Source organism: Azospirillum thiophilum (assembly GCF_001305595.1).
GTDB classification, from domain to species: Bacteria; Pseudomonadota; Alphaproteobacteria; order Azospirillales; family Azospirillaceae; genus Azospirillum; species Azospirillum thiophilum.
Genome location: NZ_CP012401.1, coordinates 2,144,700 through 2,169,244, shown reverse-complemented (window position 1 = coordinate 2,169,244; position 24,545 = coordinate 2,144,700). Strand labels below are relative to the sequence as shown.

Below are 24,545 nucleotides of genomic sequence, written 5' to 3'. Positions count from 1 at the left end.
GGAGCAACCGGCGTGAAGACCGCATTCCCCACCATCGCCGCCACCTCCATCCCCGACAGCGTCCGTCCAGCCGCTCCGCTGCGGGGGCGGCGCTTCTGGACCATGCTCGGCCCCGGCTTCGTCGTCGCGGTCGGCTACATGGACCCCGGCAACTGGGCGACCGACATCGCGGCGGGCTCCAGCTTCGGTTTCGCGCTGCTGTCGGCGGTGCTGATCGCCAGTCTGGCCGGCATCTTCCTGCAAGGGCTGATCGTACGGCTGACGCTGGCGACCGGCACCGATCTGGCCCGGCTGATCCGCAACCGCTTCCCTCGACCGGTGGCGATGACGGTGTGGGCGGTGTCGGAATTGGCGATGGTCGCCACCGATCTGGCCGAGCTGCTGGGCAGCGCCATCGCGCTGAAGCTGCTGTTCGGCATCCCGATCATGGCGGGCGTGGTGATCTCCGCCGTGCTGACCTTCGGCATCCTGGCCCTGCCGGGCGCCCGCGGCCGCGCCCCGGAGTTGGTGGTCGGCGCGCTGATGAGCGTTGTCGTGGTCTGCTTCGCCTGGGAGCTGGCGGTCGCCCGGCCCGACCCGGCCGCCCTGCTGGCCGGTCTGGTGCCAAGCATCGAGATGGCCCGCAATCCGGAAATGCTGTACCTGTCGCTGGGCATCATCGGCGCCACCGTCATGCCGCACAACCTGTTCCTGCATTCCGGTCTGGTGCGGGAGCGGCTGGCCGGGATCAGGACGGAGGCGGAGCGCCGGCAGGCCGCCCGCTGGCTGACCATCGACCTGTCGAGCGCGCTGGCGCTGGCCGGTCTGGTCAACGGCGCGATCCTGGCGGTCGCCGCGGTTGCCTTCCAGGGGGTCGCAGCGGGTGCCGCCCCCGGCATCGAGGATGCCCATGCCCTGCTGGCGGGCAGCATCGGCGGGGTGGCCGCCCTGCTCTTCGCCATCGCCCTGCTGGCCGCCGGCCAGAGCTCCACCACCACCGGCACCATGGCCGGCCAGATGGTGACGGAGGGCTTCCTGAACCTGCGGCTGCGCCCGATCACCCGGGCGCTGATCACCCGCAGCGCCTCGCTGGTGCCGGCACTGGCGGTGCTGGGCGCCTCCGGTGACGGCGCGGTCGACGGGCTGCTGGTGCTGAGTCAGGTGGTGCTGGCACTGACCCTGCCCTTCATCCTGATCCCGATGCTGCTGTTGCTGCGCAATCGCAAGGTCATGGGCGGGCTGGCGATGGCGCCGCTGACCCTGCGGCTGGCCGGCCTGACCGTCCTGGCGCTGACCTGCCTGTCGGGCTGGCTGGCCGGGGCCAGCGCGATGGTCTGACCCGAGGTGGGTGGATGGGGGGACGGGCGGAAGGGTGGGCGGGAAAGGCCGCTCGACCCGGGCCGGGGAATGGTCCATCTTGCCGCCCTTTCCCGCCCCCTGCCCCCTTATTCCCGGTGCCCCAATGGATCCCGCCCTCCAACAGCGTCTGGCCGACCTCGAAAGCCGCCTCGCCCACCATGAGCGCATGGCGGAGGAGATGTCGGAGGTTCTCTTCGCCCAGGGCCGGATCATCGACCGGCTGACCGCCCAGATCCGCCGGATGGGCGACCGGCTGGAGGCGACGGAATACGCCATCGCCTCCCCCCAGGATGACCGCCCGCCGCCCCATTATTGACGGGGACGGCCCGCCGCCTCAGGCGAACCCGTCATAGACCAGCTCGGTCATCATCCCCGTCGCCATGTGCAGCAGGTTGTGGCAGTGCAGCGGCCAGCGGCCGGGATTGTCGGCGTCGAAGGCGACGGTCACGCTCGCCATCATCGGCACCAGCACGGTGTCGCGCACGGCGCCCGCCACCGGCCGGCCGTCGATCGCCACCACCTGGAAATGATGGCCGTGCAGGTGCATCGGGTGCGCCATCATCGAGGCGTTCTCGAAGGTCAGCTCCACCCGCTGGCCGGACCTCACCAGCACCGACCGGTGCATGCCGAAGGTCCGGTCGTCCAGGCTCCAGACATAGGGCGCCATCCCTCCGGTCAGCCTCACCCGCTGGACCAGATCGGCCTTGCGGGTTGACGGCGGCGCGACCGCGGCCAGCTGCCCTTCCAGCGACAGGTCGAGCGCGCCGGTCGCGGCCTCCCCCCGCTCCGCCACCCGCTCCACCGCGGCGCCGGGGGTGGCGAGGATAAGGCCGGTGCGCTCCACCGCCCCCTCGCGCAATGCCAGGATGGGGAATGCGCCGCCGCCGGCCGGCAGGGTCAGGCGGATGTCGAGCCGCTGCCCCATGCTGATGCCGAAGCGGCTGCCCGCCACCGGCTGCACCGGGTTGCCGTCCACCGCCACGACCTGCCCCTCCAGCCGCCCGAGGTCGAGGTGGAAGGCGGTGGAGGTGGCGCCGTTGATCACCCGCAACCGCACCCGCCCGCCGCGTTCGACCCGCACCACCTCCGGATCGCCGAGGGTCCGGTCGTTGGCGAGATAGGCGTCGTACTCGACGTCGTTCAGGTCCATCGCCATGCCGCCAGCCATGCCGTCCGCCTTGCCCGGCATCGCGCCATGGTTCATCGCGCCGTGGCCCATCTGTCCATGCTCCATCTTGCCATGGTCCATGCCGCCATGGCCGCCATGCGCCATGCCGCCGGCCGATCCGGTCAGCGACGCCAGCAGGTCGGCCGGGTCGCGGAAGCTGAAGTCGTGCAGCAGGATCGTCACCTCCTGCTCGTCGGCGCGGCGGTCCTCCTCCGTCCGCACCACCAGCGGGGCGGCCATCAGCAACTGTTCCTGCAAGCCGTGGTGCGAGTGCATCCAGTGGGTGCCGGGGCGCGGCGCGAAGTCGTAGCCGGCCGACGCACCGTCGCGGATCGCCGGCCGGTTCATGTCGGCGACGCCGTCCTGGGCATAGGGCGGGGTCTGGCCGTGCCAGTGGATGACGGTGTCCTCCCCGGCCCGGTTGGCGAGATCGACCAGGAAGCGCTCCCCCGGATCGAGGAACAGGCCCGGTGCACCGTCGGGCCGGCGGATGCCGAACACGCTTGCCGGCTTGCCGTTCACCTCAAGCGTGCGGCGGTCGACGGTCAGCCGGACCGGCTCGCCCGCAACTGGAGCGGCGGCCAGGACGGATCGGGGAAGGGCGGAAAGCAGGGCGGCACAGCCGCCGGCAACCGCCGTCGACAGCAGACGGCGGCGCGAAAGCGAGAGAGTCATGATGGACCCCGGAAAATCGACTGGTTTGGACAGGTTCGGACGCCGCCCGGCCCCGTCACGAGGCCGGCGGCTGATGCCTCACCCCAGTCGCGGCGGCGGCGGGTCCGGTCGCAGGCCCAGCCCCTCGCCCAGCAGCACCACCGCCCAGGGCAGCGACGCCCCCGCCGGCCGCACCGGCACCGCCGCCCCGCCTGCCGGCAACCCGGCATGCATGGCGGCGCAGGCCATCCCGGTGCAGCAGGACGGCAACGCCTTGTGATGCTTGTCCTGAGCATGCCGGCCATGCGAAGGAGCGGACAGGCCGTGCAGCGCATCGGCGGGCGGCGCATCGGTTGGCGCCGAAACCGCGGCGCCCGGCTCCCCATGCGGACAGGCGGCGGACGCGGTGCCGGACCACAGCACAAAGCCGAGACACAGGCCCAGAATCAGGCACAGAATCAGGCCCGGCGGCAGGGCCGGGGCCCCGATGCCGATCCTCAGTCCCCGCATCCGGTCGGCAAAGCGCAACGGCACCTGCAAGGCTCCTGCCGGTTCACCAGTCTTTCCAAATAGGCCCTTCGTCCAGTCCGGTCAACCGGCTCCAACCGTCGCACAGGGCAGCTACCCATTCGGTCCTAGGCGTTTCCCCGAACATGGAACTGAAACAGTCCGCCCCTATATTGGCGCTCAATCGAAACCAGCAGAACCCTACGTCATGTCCGCCGCAAGCCGTCACGCCCACCCCCCGCACACCGCGACCCGCCAGCTGCATTGCGCCTGCTGCGGCCGTCCCTTCGTCCGCCCGTCGATGCGGGGACCGGCGCCGCTCTATTGCTCGGTGGATTGCCAGAAGCAGATGCGGGTGCGCACGCGGGCATGGAGCCAGCGCGAGGACACCCCGTTCGGCCGCCGCCGCGCGTCTTAACCCCTTCCCTTTCCCTTACCGTATCTCGACGGTCGCGCTGTCGCTGCGGCCGTCGGAGTCCAGGACGGTGACGCGCACCACCCCCGGTCCGTCGGGACGCCAAACCACCTCGCGCGCGATGGCCGACTGGGCGATCCGCCGCCCGTCGATCAGCCAGGACAGCGGGCGCCGCCCGCCGCTGGCCGCGAGGGTCATCGGCTCGCCCTTGCCGTCCGGCCCCAGCGCCTCCAGCACCATGTCGCTGACCGGGAAGGTCAGGCGCAGCCGGTCGGTCTGGCGCGGCCCGGCCAACTCGACCTCGCCCGGCCGCAGCCGCCGCAGCAATTCCGGCGGCGTCTCGTTGCGGATCGGGCCGGCGGGCCGGCCACGGTCGGCGGGCAGCCGGTCGAACAGCTCGAACAGCAGCGGCGCCGCGGTGTTACGACCGTAATGGTCGGGGCTGGGCGTGCCGTCCGGCCTGCCGACCCAGACACCCACCGTGTAGCGCCCGGTGACGCCGAAGGCCCAGGCGTCGCGGAAGCCGTAGCTGGTGCCGGTCTTCAACGCCACCGGCCCGCCGCCGCGCAGTTCCTGGACCTGAACCAACCCTGGCGGCGGCGGCGACCCTTCCAGGATCGCCCGCACCTGCTGCGCCGCGCTGGCGGACAGCAGCCGGCGCTCCTCCCCGCCATCCCCGGCCACCGCACGCAACGGCGCCACCAGCCCGTCACGCGCCAGCCCGCTGTAGAGCATCGTCATGTCCCACAGGCTGACCGACGCCCCGCCCAGCGCCACCGGCAGCCCCGGCAGCAGGGTGCCGCGCGGCAGCACCAGCCGGGCGCCGGCCCGCCGCAGCGCCTCGGAGAAGCGCAGCGGCCCGACGCGGTCGAGCACCAGCACCGCCGGCACGTTCAGCGAGCGTTGCAGCGCCTCGATCACCGTCAGGTCGCCGGTGAAGCTGCGGTCGAAGTTGCGCGGCGCCCAGTCGCCGAAGCGGGTCGACACGTCGGCGATCTGGGTCAGCGGATGGATGATGCCGTCGTCGAAGCCGAGCCCGTAGATGAAGGGCTTCAGCGCCGACCCCGGCGAGCGCACCGCCCGCACCATGTCGATCGGCCCCTGCCGGGTCTCGTCCAGCGCGTCGGGACTGCCGAGATAGGCCAGCACCGAGCGGTCGCGGTTGTCGACCACCAGCACCGCCAGCCCGGCCCGCGGGTTCAGGGTCTCCGCCGTCCGCCGGGCCAGCGCCTCCACCGCCTGCTGCAAGGAGCCGTCGATGGTGCTGGCGATCACCGCTTGGCCGGGATGGGCATGGCGCAGCCGGTCGGCCAGATGCGGGGCCGAGGCCGGCTGGGCCAGCCGCGCCACCGGCACCGGCTCGGTCTTCGCCTCGGCCACCGCCTTGGGCGGCAGCGCGCCGGCCTCCGCCACCCGGTCCAGCACCTTGTCGCGCGCCGCCCGCGCCCGCTCCGGATAGCGGTCGGGACGCAGGCGCGACGGCGATTGCGGCAGCGACACCAGCAGCGCCGCCTCCGCCGCGTCAAGCTCGATCGGCGGCTTGCCCAGCAGCATTAGCGAGGCGGCGCGGATCCCCTCGATGTTGCCGCCATAGGGCGCCAGCGTCAGATACATGCCGAGGATGTCGCGCTTGCCGTAGCGCCATTCCAGCTGCGCCGCCCGCAGCGCCTCGACCAGCTTGGCGCCCAGGGTGCGCGGCCGCGGCTCCAGCAGGCGGGCGACCTGCATGGTAATGGTCGAGGCGCCGGACACCACCCGGCCGGCGCCGATATTCTGCGCGGCGGCCCGCAGCACCGCCAGCGGATCGACGCCGGCATGGCTCTCGAACCGACGGTCCTCATAGGCCAGCAGCAGCTCGACGAACAGCGGCGACACCTCGTCCACCGTCGCCGGCAGCCGCCACGCCCCCGCGCCATTGGTGAAGACGCGCAGCGGCTGGCCCTTGCGGTCGGTGACGCTCACCGACAGGTCGGCCAGCCGGTCGAGCGGCGGCGGGAACAGCCGGTCGAGCGCCAGCGCCATCCCGCCCACCAGGGCGAGACCCGCCGTAGCTAGTCCCGCCCGTTTCAGCCACCTCCGCCCCAATCGTCACTCCGCCGGATGGACCGTGATCCGCCCGGTGGTCTGGCGGGCGAAGAAGCGCGGCTTGTACATGTCCTCCATGGTCGCTCCCGGCAGCTCGTAGGTGCCGGGGGTGATGGCGCGGACCAGGAAGGCCAGCTTGAAGCTCTGCTGCTCCTCGGTCAGGTCGACCGCGGCGACATAGCGGTCGTCGCGCGCCTCGCTGGTCCGGGTGTAGCTGAGGTCGCCCAGCCACTGCATCTCCTCCGGGGTGCCGCCGCCCAGCTTCGCGTTCTCGATCTCCCAGCCGGCCGGCAGCGCGTGGGTCACGATGCCCTGATGGAACAGCTTGGTGTTGGCCTCGCCCTCCAGCACGACGACGAACACGTCGTTCTGCCTGATGGTGTCGAGGTTCAGCACCTCGCCCTTGCGGGTGAAGAAGTTGCGCTTGATGCGCAGCCCCTCGCGCGCCGCCGGCTGCGGCGCCACCGGCACGCCGGACAGCGACACCGCCTGCCACACCGCCGCCTTGCCCGCATTGGCGACCGGAATGCCGGCCTTCAGCTGGGCGAGCGTCGGGGTCAGGTCGACCCGCGACCCGTCGCGCCGGGTGCCGCCCAGCGTCACCTCGACCTTGGCCGGCGCGCCGCGCAGCAGCGCGTCGGCGGCCAGCACCGACCATGCCTTCTCCTGGGTGTTGGTGCGGTTGGCGGCGGTGGCCGAGGCCGGCAGCCGGTCGATCAGGGCCGGGATGCGGTTGCCCGCCATGTCGACCTCGGTCATCAGCACCACCAGAGCCGCGGCGTCGCGGACGGTGGAGCCGTAATCGACGTGCCAGTCCTCGCGCGCCAGATGGGCGACCGCGCTGTCGAAGGCGCTGGCCGCCCGCTCCTGGTCGCCCATGCGGGCAAGCGCGGCGCCGAGCTGCCCCTTGGCCAGCGGGGTCGGCAGCTTCTCCAGCGCGGTGTCGTGCAGGTAGCGCGCCGGCCCCGGCAGCGACACCCCGGCCAGCGCCAGCGTGTGCAGGGCATAGGCGCGCACCGCCAGCTCCGCCGGATCGGACGCGCTGGAGATGGCGCGCTGGCGCAGCCAGGACAGCGCGTCGGCCAGCGGCTTGTCCGGCACCGCCTCGCCCTTCTGCTTGGCGCGCACCAGGAACTCGGTGGCGTAGGCGCTGAGCCAGCCGTCGGCCTCGTCATGCGCGCCCCACAGCCCGAAGGCGCCGTCGAAACGCTGCTTGTCCATCGTGCGCGAGATCGCCTGCTGGACCCGCAGCTCCAGCCCGTCGTCGGGCTTGCGGTCCCGGCCCAGCGCCAGTTCCACGTCGCGCACCGACAGCAGCGGCCACGCGCGGCTGACCGTCTGCTCCAGGCAGCCGAACGGATAGCGGTCGAGCGCCCGCAGGATACCGCCGACGTCGAAGGGCGGCGCGGTGGTGAAGCTGGCCGACCAGCTGGTGGTCCCCGGCAGATAGGCGGCGAGGTCGGCGCCGTCGAAGCGGACGCTGTCGCCCGGCGCGATCTGGCGGGTGACGAACTGCGTCTCCACCGCGCGGGCCGGACGGACGGTGATGCCGTACTCGTGGTTCAGCGCCAGGTTCTCCGGCCCCTTGACCGACACGGCGACATGGCCGATGCCGGCGGCGACGCCCTTCAGCGGCACCACCAGGGTCTTGCGCTCGCCCTTGGCCAGCGGCACCGACAGGGTGCCGCCCTCAACCGACACCGCGTCCTGCGCGGTCACGGCGACGTCGTAGGTGCCGGCCGCCGCCTCGACATTGTGCAGCGACAGCGTCACCCGGCTGTCGTCGCCGGGGGCGAGGAAGCGCGGGAAGATGGCGTCGGCGACCAGCGGATCGCGCACCGTCACCGGCCCCGCCGCCGAGCCGACCCGGCCGCGGCTGTAGGCCACCGCCATCAACCGCAGCTCGCCGTTGAAGTCGGGCACGTCGAAGCCGATGCGGGCGGTGCCGTCGGCCCCGACCTTGACCGGCCCCTGGAACAGCGAGACCACGGTGAAGGGCACCACCGGCAGGCCGGCCCCGCTGGAATCGCCGCCCTGGCGCATGGCGCCATAGGGGCCGTCGAGCGGGTCGATCAGCCGGCCGTAATCGTCGCGGATGTCCAGCCCCAGCCGGCGCTTGCCGAAATAATGCTTCTCCGGCTGCGGGCTGGCGAAGTCGGTCAGCCGCAGGATGCCCTCGTCGACCGCGGCCAGCGTGACATAGGTGTCCTCCAGGGTGCCGCCGCCGGCGGCGGCCACCTTGACGCCGACCTCCAGCCGGCTGCGCGGGCGCAGCACCTGCGGCGCATCGAGCGCCACGTCGAGCGTGCGCACCGACGGGTCGATGCCGACCCAGGCGACGCCCATCGCCCGCACCGGCTGGCGCTCCCGCCCCTTGACCGGCGGGCGGTAGGCGGTGGCGGTGACGTAGGCGCCCGGCCCCCAGGCGGCATCCACCGGGATCTCGACCCTGGTGCCGCCGGCCGGGACCGACAGGGTGCGCACGTCGAAGATGCGGTCGGTCGCCACCGTCACCAGCAGCTCGCCGGCAAAGGGCGGCGCCACGCGGATGCGGGCGGTCTCGCCCGGCTTGTAGGATTGCCGGTCGGTCGAGACCTCCAGCTTGTCGGGGATGCTGGCCGTGTCGTCGCCGCTCGCCCAGCCGGAATGGAAGCGGTAGGAGCTGGCGACCCCCGCCGCCCTATCCGTCACCTCCAGCCGGTAGCGGCCGAACTCGCGCTTGCCGAGCGCGACCTCCGCCGGCTTGTCGGCCCCGACATCGACGCTGCCCGAGGCCAGCGGCACGTCGCGCACCGTGGCGCTGTAGCTGTAGCGGCCGTCGCGTCGATACCAGACGAAGGAGACCCGCTCCTCGACCAGTTCCCACCTGATGCCGGGCTTGGCGATGGCGCTGCCGTCCGGCGCCACGGCGACCAGATCGAAGGCGGCCTCGCTCCCCTCGCCGATGCGTCCGTCCGAGAAGTGCGGGCGCAGGCCGAGCGCATGGGTCTTCGGCCGCACCGGCACCGACACCGACTTGCGGACCGGACGCCCGCCCGGCTCGGACAGGGTGACGCGGATGTCGGCGCGCAGCGGCTTGCTGGTGTCGGGCACCTCGGGCAGGGTCACGGCGATGTGCGACACGCCCTTGTCGTCGGTGGTCGGGAATTCCAGCGGATCGAGCCGCTCGGTCGGATTGTCCTGCACCCGGCCGAAGCGATAGTCCTTGAAGGCCGGATAGGGCATCGGGTCGGTCTTCAGCGCCACCTCGGCGGTGCCGTCCAGCCCGGCGGCAGGCGGGCCGTAGAGAAAGCGGCCCTGCGCCGTCACCTCGAAGGGCTGGCCCGGCACCAGGATCGGCGCGCCGGCCGTCAGCTCGAGCGCCAGCTTGACCGGCACGAAATCCTCGACCTGGAACTCGCCGCGGCCGATCGGCTCGCCCTTGGGATCGCTGTAGACCAGCACCTCCCAGCCGCCAAGCGGCGCGGTGCGGGTCAGGGTCAGCGGCAGGAAGAAGCCGCCGGCCTCGCGGCCCTTCAGCGCGCCGCTGTAATATTCGGTGCCGCTGGGGCGCATCACCTTCACCGTCAGCGGGAAATCCTCCACCGCCTCGGTCTTGTCATCGCGCAGCAGGATCGACAGGTTGACCGTCTCGCCCTGGCGGTAGACGCCGCGGTCGGCATAGACGAAGGCGTCCATCGGCCCCGGCGCCGGGCGCCCGCCGACCCCGCGGTCGCTGAGGTCGAAGGCGGCGCCGGTCAGATCCTGCATGGCGAAATCGGTGCCGAGATAGGCCATCGCCATCTCGGGCGCGTTGCCGCCGGTCTTCAGCAGGCCGGGCGCGAAGCGGGCGCGGCCGAACTCGTCGGTCTTGACGCGGGCCAGCTCGGAATTGTTGCGGGCGACCAGCGCCACCTCGACCCCCGGCAGCGGCTTGGCGCTGCCGAAGGAGCGGGCGAAGACGGTCAGCCCGTCGGCGCCGCGGAAGCTGGTCAGCCCGATGTCGGACAGCAGCACCCACTGGGTCGCCAGCGCCTCCCAGCGGTCGGCCTCCTCGAGGTCTTGCGGGCGGGCGGTGACGACATAGAGGCCGGGCTTGGGATCGTCGCCCACCGCCTGCCTGAAGGGGATCGCGGCGGTGACGTCGCGGTTGCGCTCGCCCTTGACGTCCAGCGAGCCTTTCCACACCTGCTCGCCATTCTCCTCGGCCAGCCGCTCGGCGGAATAGCCGGTCAGCTCGCTGAAGATGCTGCCCTCATACTTGTTCGACACCAACGCCCGGTCGGCGATGCGGTAGACCGCCACGTCGAGCCGGTCGGTGTTGACGCTGACCACCGGGATGCCGTCGCTGCCGGTGCGCGGCAGGATGTAGGCGGAACCGCGGAAGGCCGCCATCGATGGCCGGTCGGGCACCCGCAGCCGCTGGGTCTCGTCGGCCTTCAGCGCCACCCCGTCCTCGCCGGGCAGGCCCTGGCGCAGGGTGACGGTGTAGCCGTTGCCGTGGCTGACGCCGCGCAGGCAGAGGTTGTTCCCGCGCACCTCGATGGCGATCTTGGTCGGCGGCTCGACCCGGACGTAATCGTCGAAGCGCACGCCCTGCCTGTTGCTCAGCGGGGCGGAGAACTGGAAGCAGGCGCGCGGGCTGCTGCCCTCCGGGTTGACGTTGACGGCGGTCAGCGCCAGCCCGGCCTTGCGGCGCATGGCGGCATAGCGCTCCTCCAGCTTGGGCGCCTGGGTGTCGAGCGTCGCCGCCTCCAGCTTCGGCGCCAGCTCGCGGATCGCGGCCAGCGCCTTCACCGCCTCGTCCGGCTTGCCGAACGCCTCGTCCATCAGGGTGGCGAGGCGCCAGAGGATGGCGACGCGCTCCTCGTCCTTCGGGTTGAACTGGCCGGCAATCACCGCGCTCTGCAACGCGCGGTCGCGGTTGGGCGGGGATGCTGCCATCCAGGTGGCGCTCAGCTCCAGCCACAGCGAGGGCGAGCCGCCGCCCTGGGTGACCGCCTTCTCGTAATTCTGGATCGCTCCGGCCATGTCCTTGCGGTCGCGGGCGGCGCGCGCCTGCTTCAGCAGGTCGGCGATGACCTGGGGCTTGGGCTGCGGCGGCGATTTCAGCAGCAGGCCGTTGGCGTAGGCGGTTGCGTCGGACAGCGCCCCCGGCGGTGTGTAGTCGGCCCGCACCGGACCGGCCGCCACGGCCATCACCACCAGGACCCAGAGCAGCGTCAAAAGCCGAGCCATCATATCGCCTTACCACCGGAAACGGGACGTTCCGTTTATAGCGCCGATAATCGGGTGCTGGCGATATGGCGAACCGCCGATGCTCCGTTCGGCCATGGCGAGGCTTGTCCGCCCGGGATGGATCGGTTAACGATCCGACATTCGAGGCTGCGCGACGATCACGACCCGATGCTGGCCCATTGCCGCAGGTTTCAGGAACACTGGGGGCTGGCGCTTGCGCTCGCACTGACCCTCAGCCTGTTCCTGCGCCTTGCCGCACCCGCCGCGGGCGCCGCCGACCGTGACGGCTATGTCGCGATCTGCACCGGCAGCGAGCTCGTCTATCTGCCGGCGGACCGGGACGGCCTTCCCCTGGCGGACGGCCGTCTGCCGGCGGATCAGGACACCGACAAGCAGCAGCTAGCCCCCCTTCACCTGCCCTGCAACTGGCTCGGCCAGTACATCGCCCTGCTGCCGGCCTTGCAAACGCTCGTCCTGCCGGCAGGGCTCCTGCTGCCCCCGGGCCTGCCGAAGCCCGACGAAATCCACCGGCCGAAGGACCGGAAGCCCTTCCAGTCCCAGGCCCCGCCATCCGGTCGCATCCGTAGGCACTGAACCGCCCGCCTGCCGGGCGATCCGTCTCACGACGACCGAATGGATTCACCTGATGACCAGAATTACGCAAGGCGGAGCGATCGGCTCCGCCCTTTACCGTGCGCTGTGGCGCTGGCACTTCTTCGCCGGGCTGATCTGCGCGCCCATCGTCATCCTGCTCGCCGTCACCGGCGCCATCTATCTGTTCAAGGACGAGATCAACGACCGGCTGCACCGCGACCTGCGCATCGTCGCCCCGCAAGGCACCGAGCGGCTTGCGCCGTCCGCCCTGGTGGCGAAGGCCCTGGACGCCCATCCGGGCACGCTCAAGGGCTATGCCCCGCCCGAGGCGCCCGACCGGGCCGCCGGGGTGCAGATCGTCGGCGCCGACGGCCTCAAGGACACGGTCTATGTCGATCCCTACAGCGGCCGGGTGCTGGGCAGCCTGTGGGACGGCGGCGCCGCCGGATCGCCGTCGATGTATGTGGTGCGCAAGCTGCACAGCCTGAAATACGCAGGCTGGTTCGCCGAACGCATCGTCGAGGGGGTCGCCGGCTGGATGGTGCTGATGACCGCGTCGGGCATCTATCTGTGGTGGCCGCGCAATCGGGGCGGCTCCCAAGCGGGCGGCCCCCAAACGGGCGGAGTCGTCACCGTGCGCGGCCGGCCGGGAAGCCGCCTGTTCTGGCGCGACCTGCATGCCGTCACCGGCATCTTCGTCAGCGTCTTCATCGTCTTCCTGGCGATGACCGGCCTGCCCTGGTCGGGCTATTGGGGCAAGACCTTCTACAACGTCGCCTATGCGGTCGGCATGGGCATGCCGGACGGCTATTGGGACAAATATCCGGTCTCCACCGTGCCGCTGAAGGACACCGTCGACCGCGCGCCCTGGATCGTCGAGAACCAGCCGACGCCGCTCTCCACGACTGCCGCCGGGGTTCCGGCGACGCTCGACGAGGTGGTGCGGACGCTGGACGGGCTGGGGATGGCGCCGGGCTACGCCGTCGTCGTTCCGGGCAAGCCGGACGGCGTCTTCACCGCGTCGGTCTATCCCGACGACATCACCAGGGAGCGGGTGGTCCATCTCGACCAGTATTCCGGCAAGGTGCTGTTCGACATGCAGCTGAAGGATCTGGGCCTGTTCGGCAGGCTGGCCGAATGGGGGGTCAGCATCCATATGGGCCAGGCTTTCGGGCTGGCGAACCAGCTGGTCCTGCTCGCCTCGCTGGTGGCGATGGTCGGGCTGGTGGTGTCGGGGCTGACGATGTGGTGGAAGCGTCGCCCGGCCGGCAGCCTGGGCGCGCCGCGCCTTCCGGCCGGCGCGGTGGCGCCGTGGGGGCTGGTCGCCATCGCGGTCGCCGCCGGCCTGTTCTTCCCGATGGTGGGGATTTCGATGCTCGCCTTCGCCGTCGTCGAGGCCGTCGCCTTCGGCATGCGCACGCTACGCACCGCGTAGGCCGCCGTCCCGTCAGGAAGAGGCCGGGGCCGCTTCCACCGCCAGCCTCACGAACGCCCGTTCGGCGATGCTGCGGTAACGGTCGCGGTGGCGGACCAGATGGAAGGGCCGGGCCGGCAGCTCCAGCCCTTCCAGCGCGACGATGCGTCCGGCCGCCAGATCCTCGGCGACGATCAGGTCGGACAGCACGCTGGCCCCCAGCCCGGCCAGCAGCGCGGCGCGGATCACCCCGCCGCCCGGCAGCGTCATCGCCACGTCCAACCCACCCGGATCAAGCCCGGCGGCGCGCACCGCCGCCTCGAACAGCGCGCGGGTGCCGGACCCGGATTCGCGCAGGATCCAGCGCCCGGCCGCCATATCCTTCACCCCGACCCGGCCCAGCCCGGCCCAGGGATGCCGGCCGCCCACCACCAGCCTCAGCCGGTCGCCGGCGATCGGCTCGCTCACCAGCGCCGGGTCGGACACCGCCCCCTCGGCGATGCCCAGCTCGGCGCTGCCGTCGCGCACCGCCTCGGCCACCTGTCCGGTGTTGCCGATCGACAGGTCGATGCGGATGCCGGGATGGGTCTCGGCGAAGCGCAGCAGGCGCGGCGGCAGCCAGTGGTTGCCGACCGTCTGGCTCGCCGCCAGCCGCAGGGTGCCGCGCGACAGGCCCGACAGCTCGGCCAGCATCGTCCCGGCCTCCTCCACCTTCGCCAGGATGGCGCGGGCCTCGCGCCGGAGCAGGTGGCCGGCGGCGGTCAGCTCGACCCGCCGGCCGATGCGGTCGAACAGGCGCAGCCCATGCTCGGCCTCCAGCGCGGCGACGGCGGCGCTGACCGCCGGCTGCGACAGGTGCAGCGTCTCCGCCGCCCGGGTGAAGTGCAGCGCGTCGGCCACCGCGGCGAAGATGCGCAGCTGCTCCAGCGTCACGCGAACAGGCCGGTGAAGGGCAGGAAATCCACCAGATCGCCAGGGTTCACCGCGGTCGCCTCCGCCGGCATGTCGACCAGCCCGTCGGCCTCGACCATCGAGGTCAGCACGCCGGAGCTGTTGCTGGGGAACTTGATCGCCACCGGGCGGCCATCCTCGCCACGCTCCAGCCGGGCGCGCAGGAACTCGCGGCGGCCCGGCTTCTTGGTGAAGGAGAAGCCGGCGACCACCAGGCTGCGCGGCGTGGCGATGCTCTCCGCACCCGACAGCCGCAGCACCAGCGGCCTTCCGACCAGCAGGAAGGTCACCATCGCCGACACCGGGTTGCCGGGCAGCCCCAGGAAGGGCGTGTCGCCGACCCGGCCCAGCGCCAGCGGCTTGCCGGGCTTGATCGCCAGCGTCCACAGATCGATGGAGCCCAGCGCGTTGACCGCCGCCTTGACATGGTCCTCCTCGCCGACCGACACGCCGCCGCTGGTCACGATCAGGTCGGCGGTGCCGGCCGCCTCGGCCAGCGCGGCGCGGGTGGCGTCGGGCCGGTCGGGCAGGATGCCGAGATCCCGCACATCGACCCCCAGCGCGTCGAGCTGGGCCGCCAGCGTGTAGCGGTTGGCGTCGTAGATGGCATGGTCGGGCTTCGGCGTCCCCGGCTCGCGCAGCTCGTCGCCGGTGGAAAACAGCACCACGCTCAGCCGCTTGCGCACCGTCAGGGCGGCGCGGCCGACCGCGGCGGCCAGCCCCACCTCCTGCGCGCGCAGCCGCTGGCCGGGATGCAGCACGACCGAGCCGGCCGTCATGTCCTCGCCCGCCGAGCGCAGGTTGGCGCCGCGTTTCAGCCCGGCCGGCACCAGCACGCCGCCATCCTCGGCCCGGCAATCCTCCTGCATCGCCACGCTGTCGACCCCTTTGGGGACCGGCGCGCCGGTGAAGATGCGCACCGCCTGCCCCGGCCCGACCACGCCGTCGAAGACCGAGCCGGCCGGCACCCGCCCGACGACCTCGAGCCGCCGGAAGCCGGCATCGCCGCCGGCCTCCGCAGCGAAGGCCCAGCCGTCCATCGCCGAGACGTCGGCCGGCGGCACGTTGACCGGCGCCGTCACCTGTTCCGCCAGCACCCGGCCGAGCGCCCGGCGCAGCGGCACCCCCTCCGTCCCGGTCACCGCACCATAGCCCTGGACGACACGGCCGACCGCCTCGTCGAGCGACAGGGGGGTGGGGCCGTGTGCGGAGCAATCGTCCATGATCTCACTATCCTTATCCGAGGGTTCGGCCAAGTCGCTGTTTCCGAATGGGTCGCTGGTTCGGTATGGATATTACGGCGGCCGGCCGTTGGTTTGTCTACACCCGAACAGCAGCGCGCGGCGTTGATCGGCGTCAAGGGACTGTTGCAGGCTTTTCATATCCCGCCCCCCGCCCCTGACGTCCCTCACGCGGTTTCGGCCCGCAGCCAGTCCAGATAGGCCGGGTTGCCGCGGCCGACCGCCAGTTCCACCACGCAGGGCGTGTCGTAGCTGTGGAGGTCGCGCACCCGTCCGGTCAGCCGGTCGAACAGGCCGGCGCGGGTCTTGGCGATCAGCACCGCCTCCTCCGCCTGCTCCACCGCGCCGTTCCAGCGATAGACCGAGGTCATGCCGTCCAGCACATTGGCGCAGGCGGCCAGCCGCTCATCGACCAGGATGCGGCCGATGCGCAGCGCCTCCTCCTTGGAGCCGGCGGTGATATAGGCGAAGACCGGATGGTCGGCCCCAGTGTCGGCCGCGGTGTCGGGAATGGTGTCGGACATGGGAAAGCCGCCTCCTTATTCGATGCACCCTTGGACGCTTTCGCGTAGGATGCCCGCACTTTGCCACAGCCCCCGCCGGGGCGGGCAAGCCCCAGTCCGATCCCGCATCCGCAAGAGTCGTCCGTTCATGGCCAAGTCCCGCCGTTCCCCCTCCCGCAGCACTCCGTCCGACGCCCAGGGGGCATGGCTGCGGCGCGGGCTGGACCAGCCGGGCGGCAAGCTCCCGCTGTTCGACGAGCGCGGCCAGCGCGTCAAGAAGGCGACGGTCGAGGCCTGCCTGAAGGCCGGCTGGGCCGAGCGCTGGTTCGACAACCCGCTGAAGCCCGATTGGCTGGTCTGCCGCCTGACCGAGGGCGGCCGTGCCGCGCTTGAGGGCGATGGCCGCACCGATGCCGCCTCTACCGGCGACGCGGCGGAGGAGATGGACGAGTCCCGCCACGACGCGCGCCAGGGCGCGCTGATCTGAACTGAGAAAGGGCGGTCTGCCGAGCCGCCAGAGCCTACTGCGCCAAGCCTACTGCGCCGCCTGGATTGTGTCTTCGCTGGCGTCACGCAACTGGCGATCGACTTCGGCCTGGAGCTGGCGCGGCGTCACCGGCTTGTGCAAAACCGGGACGCCATGGGCCGAGGCGTCGGCCAACGTGTCGATCCCGGTCTCCCCGGTCAGGATCAGGGCGGGAACCGCCGCCCCGTAGCGCTCGCGCACGCGCCGGATCACTTCCGTGCCGACACGTCCCTCGCGCAGCCGGTAATCGGCGATCACGAGGTCGGGCGCCCGCCCCAGCGCGGCCAGCCGGTCCATCGCCCGGTCGGTGCCGTCGGCGGCCACGACCCGGAATCCCCATTCGGTCAGCACCGTCTGCAAGCCCAGCAGGACCACCGCGTCGTCATCGACCAGCACCGCCAGCCGCGGCCGGTCGATGCCGGGCTGCCGCTCGGCCCCGCCGGTCCCCGCCGCGAGGAAGCGGGCGGCCGCCAGCGGCACCAGCACGCGGAAGGCGGAGCCCCGACCCTGCACCGACCGCACCTGGACCGGATGGTCGAGCAGCTGCGACAGCCGCCGCACGATGGCCAGCCCCAGCCCCAACCCGCGCAGCCGGTCGCGTTCCGGGTTGCCGACCTGATGGAACTCCTCGAAGATGCGGTCGAGATGTTCGGGCGGAATGCCGATGCCGGTGTCCTGCACCTCGATCGCCAACTGGCCGGCCTCCGGCCCGCCGCCGACATCCACCCGGCAGCGGATGCGGATGACGCCCGCATCGGTGTAGCGCAGCGCGTTGTCGACCAGATTGCACAGCAGCTGCATCAGCAGGCCGCGGTCGCTGCGCAGCATGCCGTCGCAGCCCTCCACCCGCCAGACCAGGCCCTTTTCGGTGGCCTGCTTGCCATAGGCGGCGTCGAGCGCATCGGTGATCTCGCTGACCGCGAAAGTGTCCAGCACCGGCGTCACCACCCCGGCCTCCAGCCGCGACACCTCCAGCAACCCGTCGAGCAGCCCCTTCATGGTGTCCAGCCCCTGGTCGAGCCGGGACAGCAGGTCGCGCCCGCTATGGTCGCCGACATGGCGGGCCAGGGCGGCGGACAGGAAGAACAGGGCCTGCAAGGGCTGGCGGAGATCGTGGCTGGCGGCGGCAAGGAACTTCGACTTCGCGAGGTTGGCCCGCTCGGCTTCCTCCCGGGCGGCATCGCGCTCCGCTTCCAGCGACTGAAGGCGATGAATGAGACTCATGTGACCACGGCTCTCACGGAGGATGGGGTTCCCGAAGGCGCCCCGTTTCCATTTTCAAACAGAACCGGGGTTAATATTAAACTTCATTAACCATACCCATGCTGCACCGCGCAACCCTTCCCATGCATATGTGCCGCATGGGCAGGGTCCATGAAGAAAAGGTCAATGCCTGCACATATGCGAAAGCCCCGGTTCGGGTCCGGGGCTCTCCGCATTCGGTGCTCGAATGGTGCGGGGCGGCAGAAATCGTGGGCAAACCTTTCGACAGGGCACCGGTCAGACGCCCCATCAGACGCCGCGACGGACCGCGTTGTGGATCTCGCCCCTGGTCAGACCGATATCGGACAGTTCGACATCGGACATATGGTTCAGCTCACTTTCCGCGCGGCGAAGTTCAATCCGCTCACGGGCCCAATGAACAACACGCTGAAAGAAGGTAACATCCTTGGTTCCAACACCGAACAATTCGCCGGACGTCGAGTGCATCGAAGAGTAGGCCATGTTGATCTCCTGTTTCCCGGATCGATTACATGGCCCTATTTTGCCTTTTGCAGCCGCGAAATCAATGATCCGCATCCTGCGGCCCGTCGGCGGCAGCCCTGCACGGATTCGATGGATGCTTCGTAGTCAAATCAACGCGGGCATAGAAAAAGCGCGCGGAGGTCTCCCCCCGCGCGCCCTTCCGTCCGGCGGTGCCGGCCGGATTGCTTACTTCACGCTGACCTTGCGCGACAGGTTGTGGTGTGCCTCGATGTAACGGACGGTACCCGACTTGGAGCGCATGATCACCGAATGGGTGTAGGCGCCGCCGGGGAAGCGGCGGACGCCCTTCAACATGGCGCCGTCGGTGACGCCGGTGGCGGCGAACATGACGTTGCCGCGCGCCAGTTCGTGCAGGCTGTACTTCTTGTCGAGGTCGGTGACGCCCCACTTGGCGGCGCGGGCCTTCTCGTCGTCGTTGCGGAACAGCAGACGGCCCTGGAACTGGCCGCCGATGCAGCGCAGCGCCGCCGCGGCCAGCACGCCTTCCGGCGCACCGCCCGAGCCGACATACATGTCGACGCCGGTGCCGGCCTGGCTGGTGGCGATGACGCCCGACACGTCGCCGTCATTGATCAGCATGATGCGGGCGCCGGCTTCGCGGACGCGGGCGATCAGCTCGGCATGGCGCGGACGGTTCAGGATGCAGACCAGCAGTTCCTCGACGTCGGTGCCCTTGGCCGCGGCCAGCGCCTTCAGGTTGTTGGCCGGGGTCTCGTCCAGGTCGACGACATTGTCCGGCAGGCCGGCGCCGACGGCGATCTTGTCCATGTAGACGTCGGGGGCGTTCAGGAAGCCGCCCTCCTCCGCCATGGCGATGACGGCCAGCGAGTTCGGGCCGCCGGTGGCGCAGATGGTGGTGCCTTCCAGCGGATCGAGCGCGATGTCGACCTTCGGGCCGGAGCCGATGCCGGCGCCGACCTTCTCGCCGATGTAGAGCATCGGGGCCTCGTCGCGCTCACCCTCGCCGATCACGACGGTGCCGTCGATGTAGAGCGTGTTGAGCGCCTGGCGCATGGCGTCGACCGCGGCCTGGTCGGCCAGCTTCTCGTCGCCGCGGCCCATCAGCAGCGAGGCCGACAGGGCGGCGGCCTCGGTCACGCGGACGGCCTCCAGGGCGAGGTTGCGGTCCATGTGGGACAGGTCGACATGCGTAGACGGCGTAGACATCTTGTGCTCCCCCCGACTCTTCGGTCGTATCAGGCAGTCATTGGTTTAGGTGGGAAAGGGTCCAGGTCAGAACTGTTCGATCCGGATCATCCGCGGCGGCTCCAGCACGCTGTCGCTGGCCGCGATGGTCGCAAGCGCGCGCTGCATGGCCGCCTCGTCGGTGTCGTGGGTGGTGAGGACCACCGGAACGCCGGCGTCCGGCGACCGGCCGCGCTGCAGGAACTGCTCCATGGAGACGTCCTGGTCGCGCATCGCCGCCGCGATATCCGCTATCACACCGGGGCGGTCCACCACCATCAGGCGGACGTAGTAAGACCCACGGCGCGCCTCCATCGGCGACGGCGACGCCGCGCCCAGCCGGTCGGCCGGGACGCCGAAGGTCGGAGTAGAGCGCCCGCGGGCGATGTCGATCAGGTCGGCGACCACCGCCGACGCGGTCGGGCCGGCACCGGCGCCGCGGCCGACGAACAGCACGCGGTCGGCGAAGTCGGCCTGCGCCACCACGGCGTTGAACACGCCGTCGACCGACGCGATGGGGGCGGTCTTCGGCACCATGCAGGGATGCACGCGCTGCTCGACGCCGGCGGCGGTGCGCCGGGCGATGCCCAGCAGCTTGATGCGGAAGCCCAGCTGGTCGGCATAGTCGAAATCGACCGCCGACACCTGCCGGATGCCCTCGATATAGACGGACGGGAAATCGACCGGGGTGCCGAAGGCTACCGAGGCCAGGATCGCCAGCTTGTGCGCCGCGTCCACCCCGTCGATGTCGAAGCTCGGATCCGCTTCGGCATATCCCAGAGCCTGCGCGTCGGCCAGCACGTCCGCGAAATCGCGGCCGGTGGTGCGCATCTCGGTCAGGATGTAGTTGCAGGTGCCGTTGAGGATGCCGTGGATCTCCGACACCGCATTGGCGGCCAGCCCCTCGCGCAGTCCCTTGATGATCGGGATGCCGCCGGCCACCGCCGCCTCGAAGGCGACGGTCAGGCCTTTGGCTTCGGCCTTGCGGGCGATCTCGGTGCCATGGACGGCCAGCAGCGCCTTGTTGGCGGTGACGACATGCTTGCCGGTCTCGATGGCGGTGGCGACGGTGTCGCGCGCCGGGCCTTCCGACCCGCCGATCAGTTCGACCACCAGATCGGCGCCGCTTTCCGCCGCCAGGGCGACCGGATCGTCGAACCACTGCACCCGCGACAAATCGACGCCGCGGTCCTTGCCCCGGGACCGGGCGCTGACCGCGACCACCTCGATGCGGCGGCCGCAGCGCTGTTCGATCAACGAAGCTTGGGCGTCCAGCAGCTTCAGGACGCCGGCGCCGACCGTACCGAGGCCGGCGACGGCGATTTTCAGGGGGGCTTGCTGGGCGTTCGGCATCAGGCTTTCGCTTTCTCGGAATCCAGAAGGGCGGCGCGGGCCGCAGGGTCCTTGCTCGCCGCGACGCCGCCGGCGTTGGAGCGGAAGAACTCCTTGATGTTGCGGGTCGCCTGGCGGATGCGGTGGACATTCTCCACCATCGCCAGACGGACATGGCCATCGCCATACTCGCCGAAGCCGATGCCGGGGGCCACCGCCACCTCCGCCTGCTGCAGCAGCAGCTTGGAGAATTCCAGCGAGCCCAGATGGGCGAACTGCGGCGGGATCGGCGCCCAGGCGAACATCGACGCCGTCGGGCTGGGAACCTCCCAGCCGGCGGCGGCCAGCCCCTCGATCATCACGTCGCGGCGCTGCTTGTACATCTCGCGCACCTGCAGCACGCAGTCCTGCGGACCGTTCAGCGCGGCGGCGGCGGCGACCTGGATCGGCGTGAAGGCGCCATAGTCCAGGTACGACTTGATGCGGGCCAGCGCGGTGATCAGCGTCTTGTTGCCGGTGGCGAAGCCGATGCGCCAGCCGGCCATCGAATAGGTCTTCGACATCGAGGTGAATTCCACCGCGATCTCGCGCGCTTCCGGGATCTCCAGGATCGAGGGCGGCGGCTGGTCGTCGAAGAAGATCTCGGCATAGGCCAGATCGGACAGGATGTAGATGCCGTGCTTGCGGCAGAACTCGACGATAGGACGGTAGAAATCCAGCCCGACCACCTCGGCCGTCGGGTTGGACGGGTAGTTCAGCACCAGCGCCAGCGGCTTGGGCACGCTGTGGCGCACCGCGCGCTCCAGCATCATCATGAAGCTGTCGATGTCGGTCGAGGCGCCGTTCTCCATGCCCACCGGCAGATGGCGCACCGAGGCGCCGGCCAGGATGAAGCCGAAGGGATGGATCGGATAGCTGGGATTCGGCACCAGGATGATGTCGCCCGGGCTGGTGATCGCCTGGGCGAGGTTGGCCAGCCCCTCCTTAGAGCCGATGGTGACGATGCACTCGGTCTCGGGATCGACGTCGACGTTGAAGCGGCGCTTGTAATAGGCGGCATGGGCCTTGCGCAGGCCGGGGATGCCGCGGGAGTTCGAGTAGCGGTGCGTCTTCGGATCGCGCACGGCCTCGACCAGCTTGTCGACGATGTGCTGGGGAGTCGCCTGGTCGGGATTGCCCATGCCGAGGTCGACGATGTCGGCGCCATTAGCTCGAGCTCGTGCCTTCATCGCGTTGACTTCGGCGAAGACGTAGGGCGGCAGGCGCTTGATGCGATGGAATTCGGTGTTGGACATGGACGCTCCGGAAGACCGCTCCGGTCACGCCACGAACCCAATTGACCAGCGGACCGGGATTGACGTTCTACCGCCGCGACGCGACGGAAGCGAGGCAAATTTCGCGTGCCGCGTCCCCCTCGCCCGGCAGCAGGTGAAACGAGGGTCGTCCCTGACTGGCCATAATGGCTTGAACTTTAGTATGGATATTTTCTATTTTAGCTCTTTCGTACTACGCCTTAGGTTTCGCCCTTGGGCGTCCTCCCTGTCGTTCCGGAGAGTGTTCCCATGAGCCTGCTGCTGCCGGCCGTCGACCGTCTGCTCGGCAACCTGCCCTTCGCCCGCAAGCTGGCGCTCGCCCTGTCGCTGCCGGCGGCCGGCGCCCTGCTGCTGTCGGGGCTGACGGTGTGGGAACAATATGGCGAGAGCCGGCGCGCTGCCGATCTGGAGACGGTGACCGGCCTGTCGGTGGGCATGACCGGCCTCGTCCACGAGCTGCAGAAGGAACGCGGTTCCTCCTCGGTCTTCCTCAGCGCGAAGCTGGACCGGGACCGCCAGCGGATGGAGGCCGCCCGCGCCGCCTCCGACGCGCGGCTCGCGGCCCTGCTGCCGCAGTTCGACACCGTGCGGCTGAACAGCGACCGTCTGCGGGCGACGGTGGCGGCGGCGAAGGACCAGCTGGGGCGGCTGGCCGCCCTGCGCCACGGCGTCGATGGCCTGTCGATGCCGTCGCTGGAAGCGGTGAAGACCTATACCGGGCTGATCCGCATCCTGCTCGACGCGGCGGCGCAGGCGCAGTCGGTGTCCGGCGATCCCGACCAGGTGCTGGCCGCCCAGGCCATGCTGGCCGTGTCGGAGGCGAAGGAGCGGCTGGGCCAGCAGCGCGCCGTCGGCGGCGCGGCCTTCCGCAAGGACCGTTTTCCCGCCGACGCGCACGAGCGCTTCATCGAGCTGTCCGGCGAGTACAAGGCCCTGATGGCCGGGCTGCGGGCCAAGCTGACGGCGGACGAGGCCGCCTTCTTCGACCGGACCTTCGCCGGCCCGGCGGTGGAGGAGGTCGAGCGGATGCGCCGCATTGGCATCGCCTCGGCCTATGGTGCCGGCAATCAGGGCATCGATGCCGGCGCATGGTTCGACACCGCCACCACCGTCATCGACATGCTGCGCGCCGTTGAAACGCGGGTGGCCGACGACCTGATCGCGCTGGCCGGCCGCGACGCGCGGGACTCGATGACGCGGCTGACCGGGGTCGCCGCCGGCATCGCCGCGCTGCTGGCGGCGATGACGCTGGCCGCCCTGCTGGTCGCCCGCAACATCACCCGTCCGATCGCCCGCCTGAACGGCGACATGGCACGGATGGAGGCCGGCGAGCGGGAACTGGCCATCGACGGGGCCGGCCGTGCCGACGAGCTGGGCGCCATGGCCCGCAGCCTGGACCAGTTCCGCCGGAGCCTCGCCCGCGCCGACCGGCTCGCCGCCGAACAGACGCGGCATCACGAGGAGCGGCTGCGCCAGGCCGAGCGGCTGGAGACGCTGGTCGATGCCTTCGACCGCCATATCGAGACGGTGGCCGAGGAGCTGGCCGGCGCCGCCGCCGGCCTGCGCGGCAACGCCGAGCGGATGAGCCACATCGCGTCCGACACCGAACTGCATGTGCTGTCGGTCGCCCGCGCGTCGGAAGGCGCGTCGGAGAATGTCCAGGCGGTCGCCGCCGCGTCGGAACAGCTGTCCTCCTCCATCGCCGAGATCGGGCGCCAGATGGCCGGCTCGACCGAGATGGCGGAAAAGGCGGTCGCCGACGTCCGCCACACCGCCGGCGTCATCGCCAACCTCAGCGGCGCCGCCCGGCAGGTCGGCGAGATCGTGCAGCTGATCACCGACATCGCCAGCCAGACCAACCTGCTGGCGCTGAACGCCACCATCGAGGCGGCCCGCGCCGGCGAGGCCGGCAAGGGGTTCGCGGTGGTGGCGAGCGAGGTGAAGACGCTGGCCAGCCAGACGGCGAAGGCGACCGAGGACATCACCGCCAAGGTCGCCGAAATCCGCTCGGCGACCGGCCAGACCGTCGAGGCGATCGGCGGCATCGGCAGCATCGTCACCCACATCGAGGAGAACATCTCGGCCGTAGCCGCCGCGGTGGAGCAGCAGAACGCCGCCACCGCCGAGATCGGCCGCAACGTCCGCCAGGCCGCCGACGGCACCGGCGAGGTGTCGCACAATGCCGGGCTGGTCGGCGCCGAAGCCGGCCGCGCCGGCGCCATGGCGAAGGAGGTGCTGTCGATGGCCGACACGCTGAAACGCAACGCCGACGGCCTGCGCCGCGACGTGGCGGAGTTCATCGCGCAGATCCGGGCGGCGTGAGATCAGGCGGCGG

At 70.9% G+C, this 24,545-nt stretch carries 19 protein-coding genes; 7 read left to right on the top strand and 12 right to left on the bottom strand.

The features are described from left to right. The first annotated feature begins 12 nt into the window (after window positions 1-12). Together AL072_RS10085 and AL072_RS10080 are read left to right on the top strand one after the other, a co-directional pair. The gene (locus AL072_RS10085; protein WP_052709872.1) at window positions 13-1,317 is read left to right on the top strand and encodes an Nramp family divalent metal transporter; all 1,305 of its coding nucleotides are present in this window, start codon (window positions 13-15) and stop codon (window positions 1,315-1,317) included. 124 nt (window positions 1,318-1,441) lie between these two features. Further along, window positions 1,442-1,654, top strand: a complete 213-nt coding sequence (locus AL072_RS10080) for a SlyX family protein (RefSeq protein WP_045580443.1) — start codon at window positions 1,442-1,444, stop codon at window positions 1,652-1,654. An 18-nt stretch (window positions 1,655-1,672) separates the two neighbouring features. On the opposite strand, the gene AL072_RS10075 is transcribed toward AL072_RS10080, so the two are convergent. Next, a complete protein-coding gene (locus AL072_RS10075; RefSeq protein WP_045580444.1) occupies window positions 1,673-3,181 on the bottom strand; it encodes a multicopper oxidase family protein in 1,509 nt (502 codons plus the stop codon). Between the two features lie 78 nt (window positions 3,182-3,259). Continuing rightward, a complete protein-coding gene (locus tag AL072_RS34905; protein WP_158511058.1) occupies window positions 3,260-3,694 on the bottom strand; it encodes a hypothetical protein in 435 nt (144 codons plus the stop codon). A gap of 181 nt (window positions 3,695-3,875) precedes the next feature. On the opposite strand from AL072_RS34905, the gene AL072_RS33375 reads away from it, so the two are divergent. Further along, entirely contained in the window at window positions 3,876-4,085 is a 210-nt protein-coding gene (locus tag AL072_RS33375; RefSeq protein WP_082108797.1) for a hypothetical protein, read from the top strand. 15 nt (window positions 4,086-4,100) lie between these two features. Here the strand turns inward: AL072_RS33375 and pbpC are convergent, their stop codons facing one another. Next, on the bottom strand, window positions 4,101-6,104 hold the full coding sequence (pbpC, locus tag AL072_RS10065; protein WP_082108798.1) for a penicillin-binding protein 1C: 2,004 nt from the start codon (window positions 6,102-6,104) through the stop codon (window positions 4,101-4,103). Between the two features lie 66 nt (window positions 6,105-6,170). Continuing rightward, window positions 6,171-11,387: an alpha-2-macroglobulin family protein gene (locus AL072_RS10060; RefSeq protein WP_045580447.1), complete on the bottom strand. Its 5,217-nt coding sequence runs from the start codon at window positions 11,385-11,387 to the stop codon at window positions 6,171-6,173. 165 nt (window positions 11,388-11,552) lie between these two features. Between AL072_RS10060 and AL072_RS10055 the strand changes: the two genes are divergently transcribed. Both AL072_RS10055 and AL072_RS10050 read left to right on the top strand, forming a co-directional pair. After that, window positions 11,553-11,978, top strand: coding sequence for a hypothetical protein (locus tag AL072_RS10055; RefSeq protein ID WP_045580448.1), 426 nt, complete (start codon window positions 11,553-11,555; stop codon window positions 11,976-11,978). A gap of 52 nt (window positions 11,979-12,030) precedes the next feature. Beyond that, window positions 12,031-13,413: a PepSY-associated TM helix domain-containing protein gene (locus tag AL072_RS10050; protein WP_045580449.1), complete on the top strand. Its 1,383-nt coding sequence runs from the start codon at window positions 12,031-12,033 to the stop codon at window positions 13,411-13,413. Between the two features lie 12 nt (window positions 13,414-13,425). On the opposite strand, the gene AL072_RS10045 is transcribed toward AL072_RS10050, so the two are convergent. The 3 genes from AL072_RS10045 to cutA form a co-directional block, all read right to left on the bottom strand. Then, window positions 13,426-14,325 carry a LysR family transcriptional regulator gene (locus AL072_RS10045; protein ID WP_045580450.1) on the bottom strand — a complete coding sequence of 300 codons (900 nt, stop codon included), beginning with the start codon at window positions 14,323-14,325 and terminating at the stop codon, window positions 13,426-13,428. Then, window positions 14,322-15,566: a molybdopterin molybdotransferase MoeA gene (locus tag AL072_RS10040; RefSeq protein ID WP_045580451.1), complete on the bottom strand. Its 1,245-nt coding sequence runs from the start codon at window positions 15,564-15,566 to the stop codon at window positions 14,322-14,324. Before AL072_RS10040 ends, AL072_RS10045 begins: the two co-directional genes overlap by 4 nt. A 185-nt stretch (window positions 15,567-15,751) precedes the next feature. Beyond that, window positions 15,752-16,108 carry a divalent-cation tolerance protein CutA gene (cutA, locus tag AL072_RS10035; RefSeq protein ID WP_045580452.1) on the bottom strand — a complete coding sequence of 119 codons (357 nt, stop codon included), beginning with the start codon at window positions 16,106-16,108 and terminating at the stop codon, window positions 15,752-15,754. 127 nt (window positions 16,109-16,235) lie between these two features. Here cutA and AL072_RS10030 point away from each other — a divergent pair, with 127 nt between their 5' ends. Then, window positions 16,236-16,574 (top strand): hypothetical protein, encoded by a 339-nt coding sequence (locus tag AL072_RS10030; RefSeq protein ID WP_045580453.1) that lies wholly within the window; start codon window positions 16,236-16,238, stop codon window positions 16,572-16,574. Window positions 16,575-16,622: 48 nt separating this feature from the next. Here AL072_RS10030 and AL072_RS10025 read toward each other — a convergent pair whose 3' ends face one another. The 5 genes from AL072_RS10025 to AL072_RS10005 all read right to left on the bottom strand — a co-directional run bounded on the left by AL072_RS10025 (window position 16,623) and on the right by AL072_RS10005 (window position 22,192). Next, window positions 16,623-17,837, bottom strand: coding sequence for a hybrid sensor histidine kinase/response regulator (locus tag AL072_RS10025; RefSeq protein ID WP_045580454.1), 1,215 nt, complete (start codon window positions 17,835-17,837; stop codon window positions 16,623-16,625). A gap of 288 nt (window positions 17,838-18,125) precedes the next feature. Further along, window positions 18,126-18,338 carry a DUF1127 domain-containing protein gene (locus AL072_RS10020; RefSeq protein WP_052709873.1) on the bottom strand — a complete coding sequence of 71 codons (213 nt, stop codon included), beginning with the start codon at window positions 18,336-18,338 and terminating at the stop codon, window positions 18,126-18,128. A 207-nt stretch (window positions 18,339-18,545) separates the two neighbouring features. Continuing rightward, window positions 18,546-19,547: a class II fructose-bisphosphatase gene (gene glpX, locus AL072_RS10015; RefSeq protein WP_245636644.1), complete on the bottom strand. Its 1,002-nt coding sequence runs from the start codon at window positions 19,545-19,547 to the stop codon at window positions 18,546-18,548. Window positions 19,548-19,613: 66 nt separating this feature from the next. Beyond that, window positions 19,614-20,918, bottom strand: a complete 1,305-nt coding sequence (locus AL072_RS10010) for a homoserine dehydrogenase (RefSeq protein ID WP_045580456.1) — start codon at window positions 20,916-20,918, stop codon at window positions 19,614-19,616. Continuing rightward, complete coding sequence (locus AL072_RS10005; RefSeq protein WP_045580457.1) at window positions 20,918-22,192, bottom strand: LL-diaminopimelate aminotransferase; 1,275 nt, start codon at window positions 22,190-22,192, stop codon at window positions 20,918-20,920. Before AL072_RS10005 ends, AL072_RS10010 begins: the two co-directional genes overlap by 1 nt. A 267-nt stretch (window positions 22,193-22,459) precedes the next feature. On the opposite strand from AL072_RS10005, the gene AL072_RS10000 reads away from it, so the two are divergent. Then, window positions 22,460-24,532: a methyl-accepting chemotaxis protein gene (locus AL072_RS10000; protein WP_045580458.1), complete on the top strand. Its 2,073-nt coding sequence runs from the start codon at window positions 22,460-22,462 to the stop codon at window positions 24,530-24,532. Window positions 24,533-24,545 lie beyond the last annotated feature (13 nt).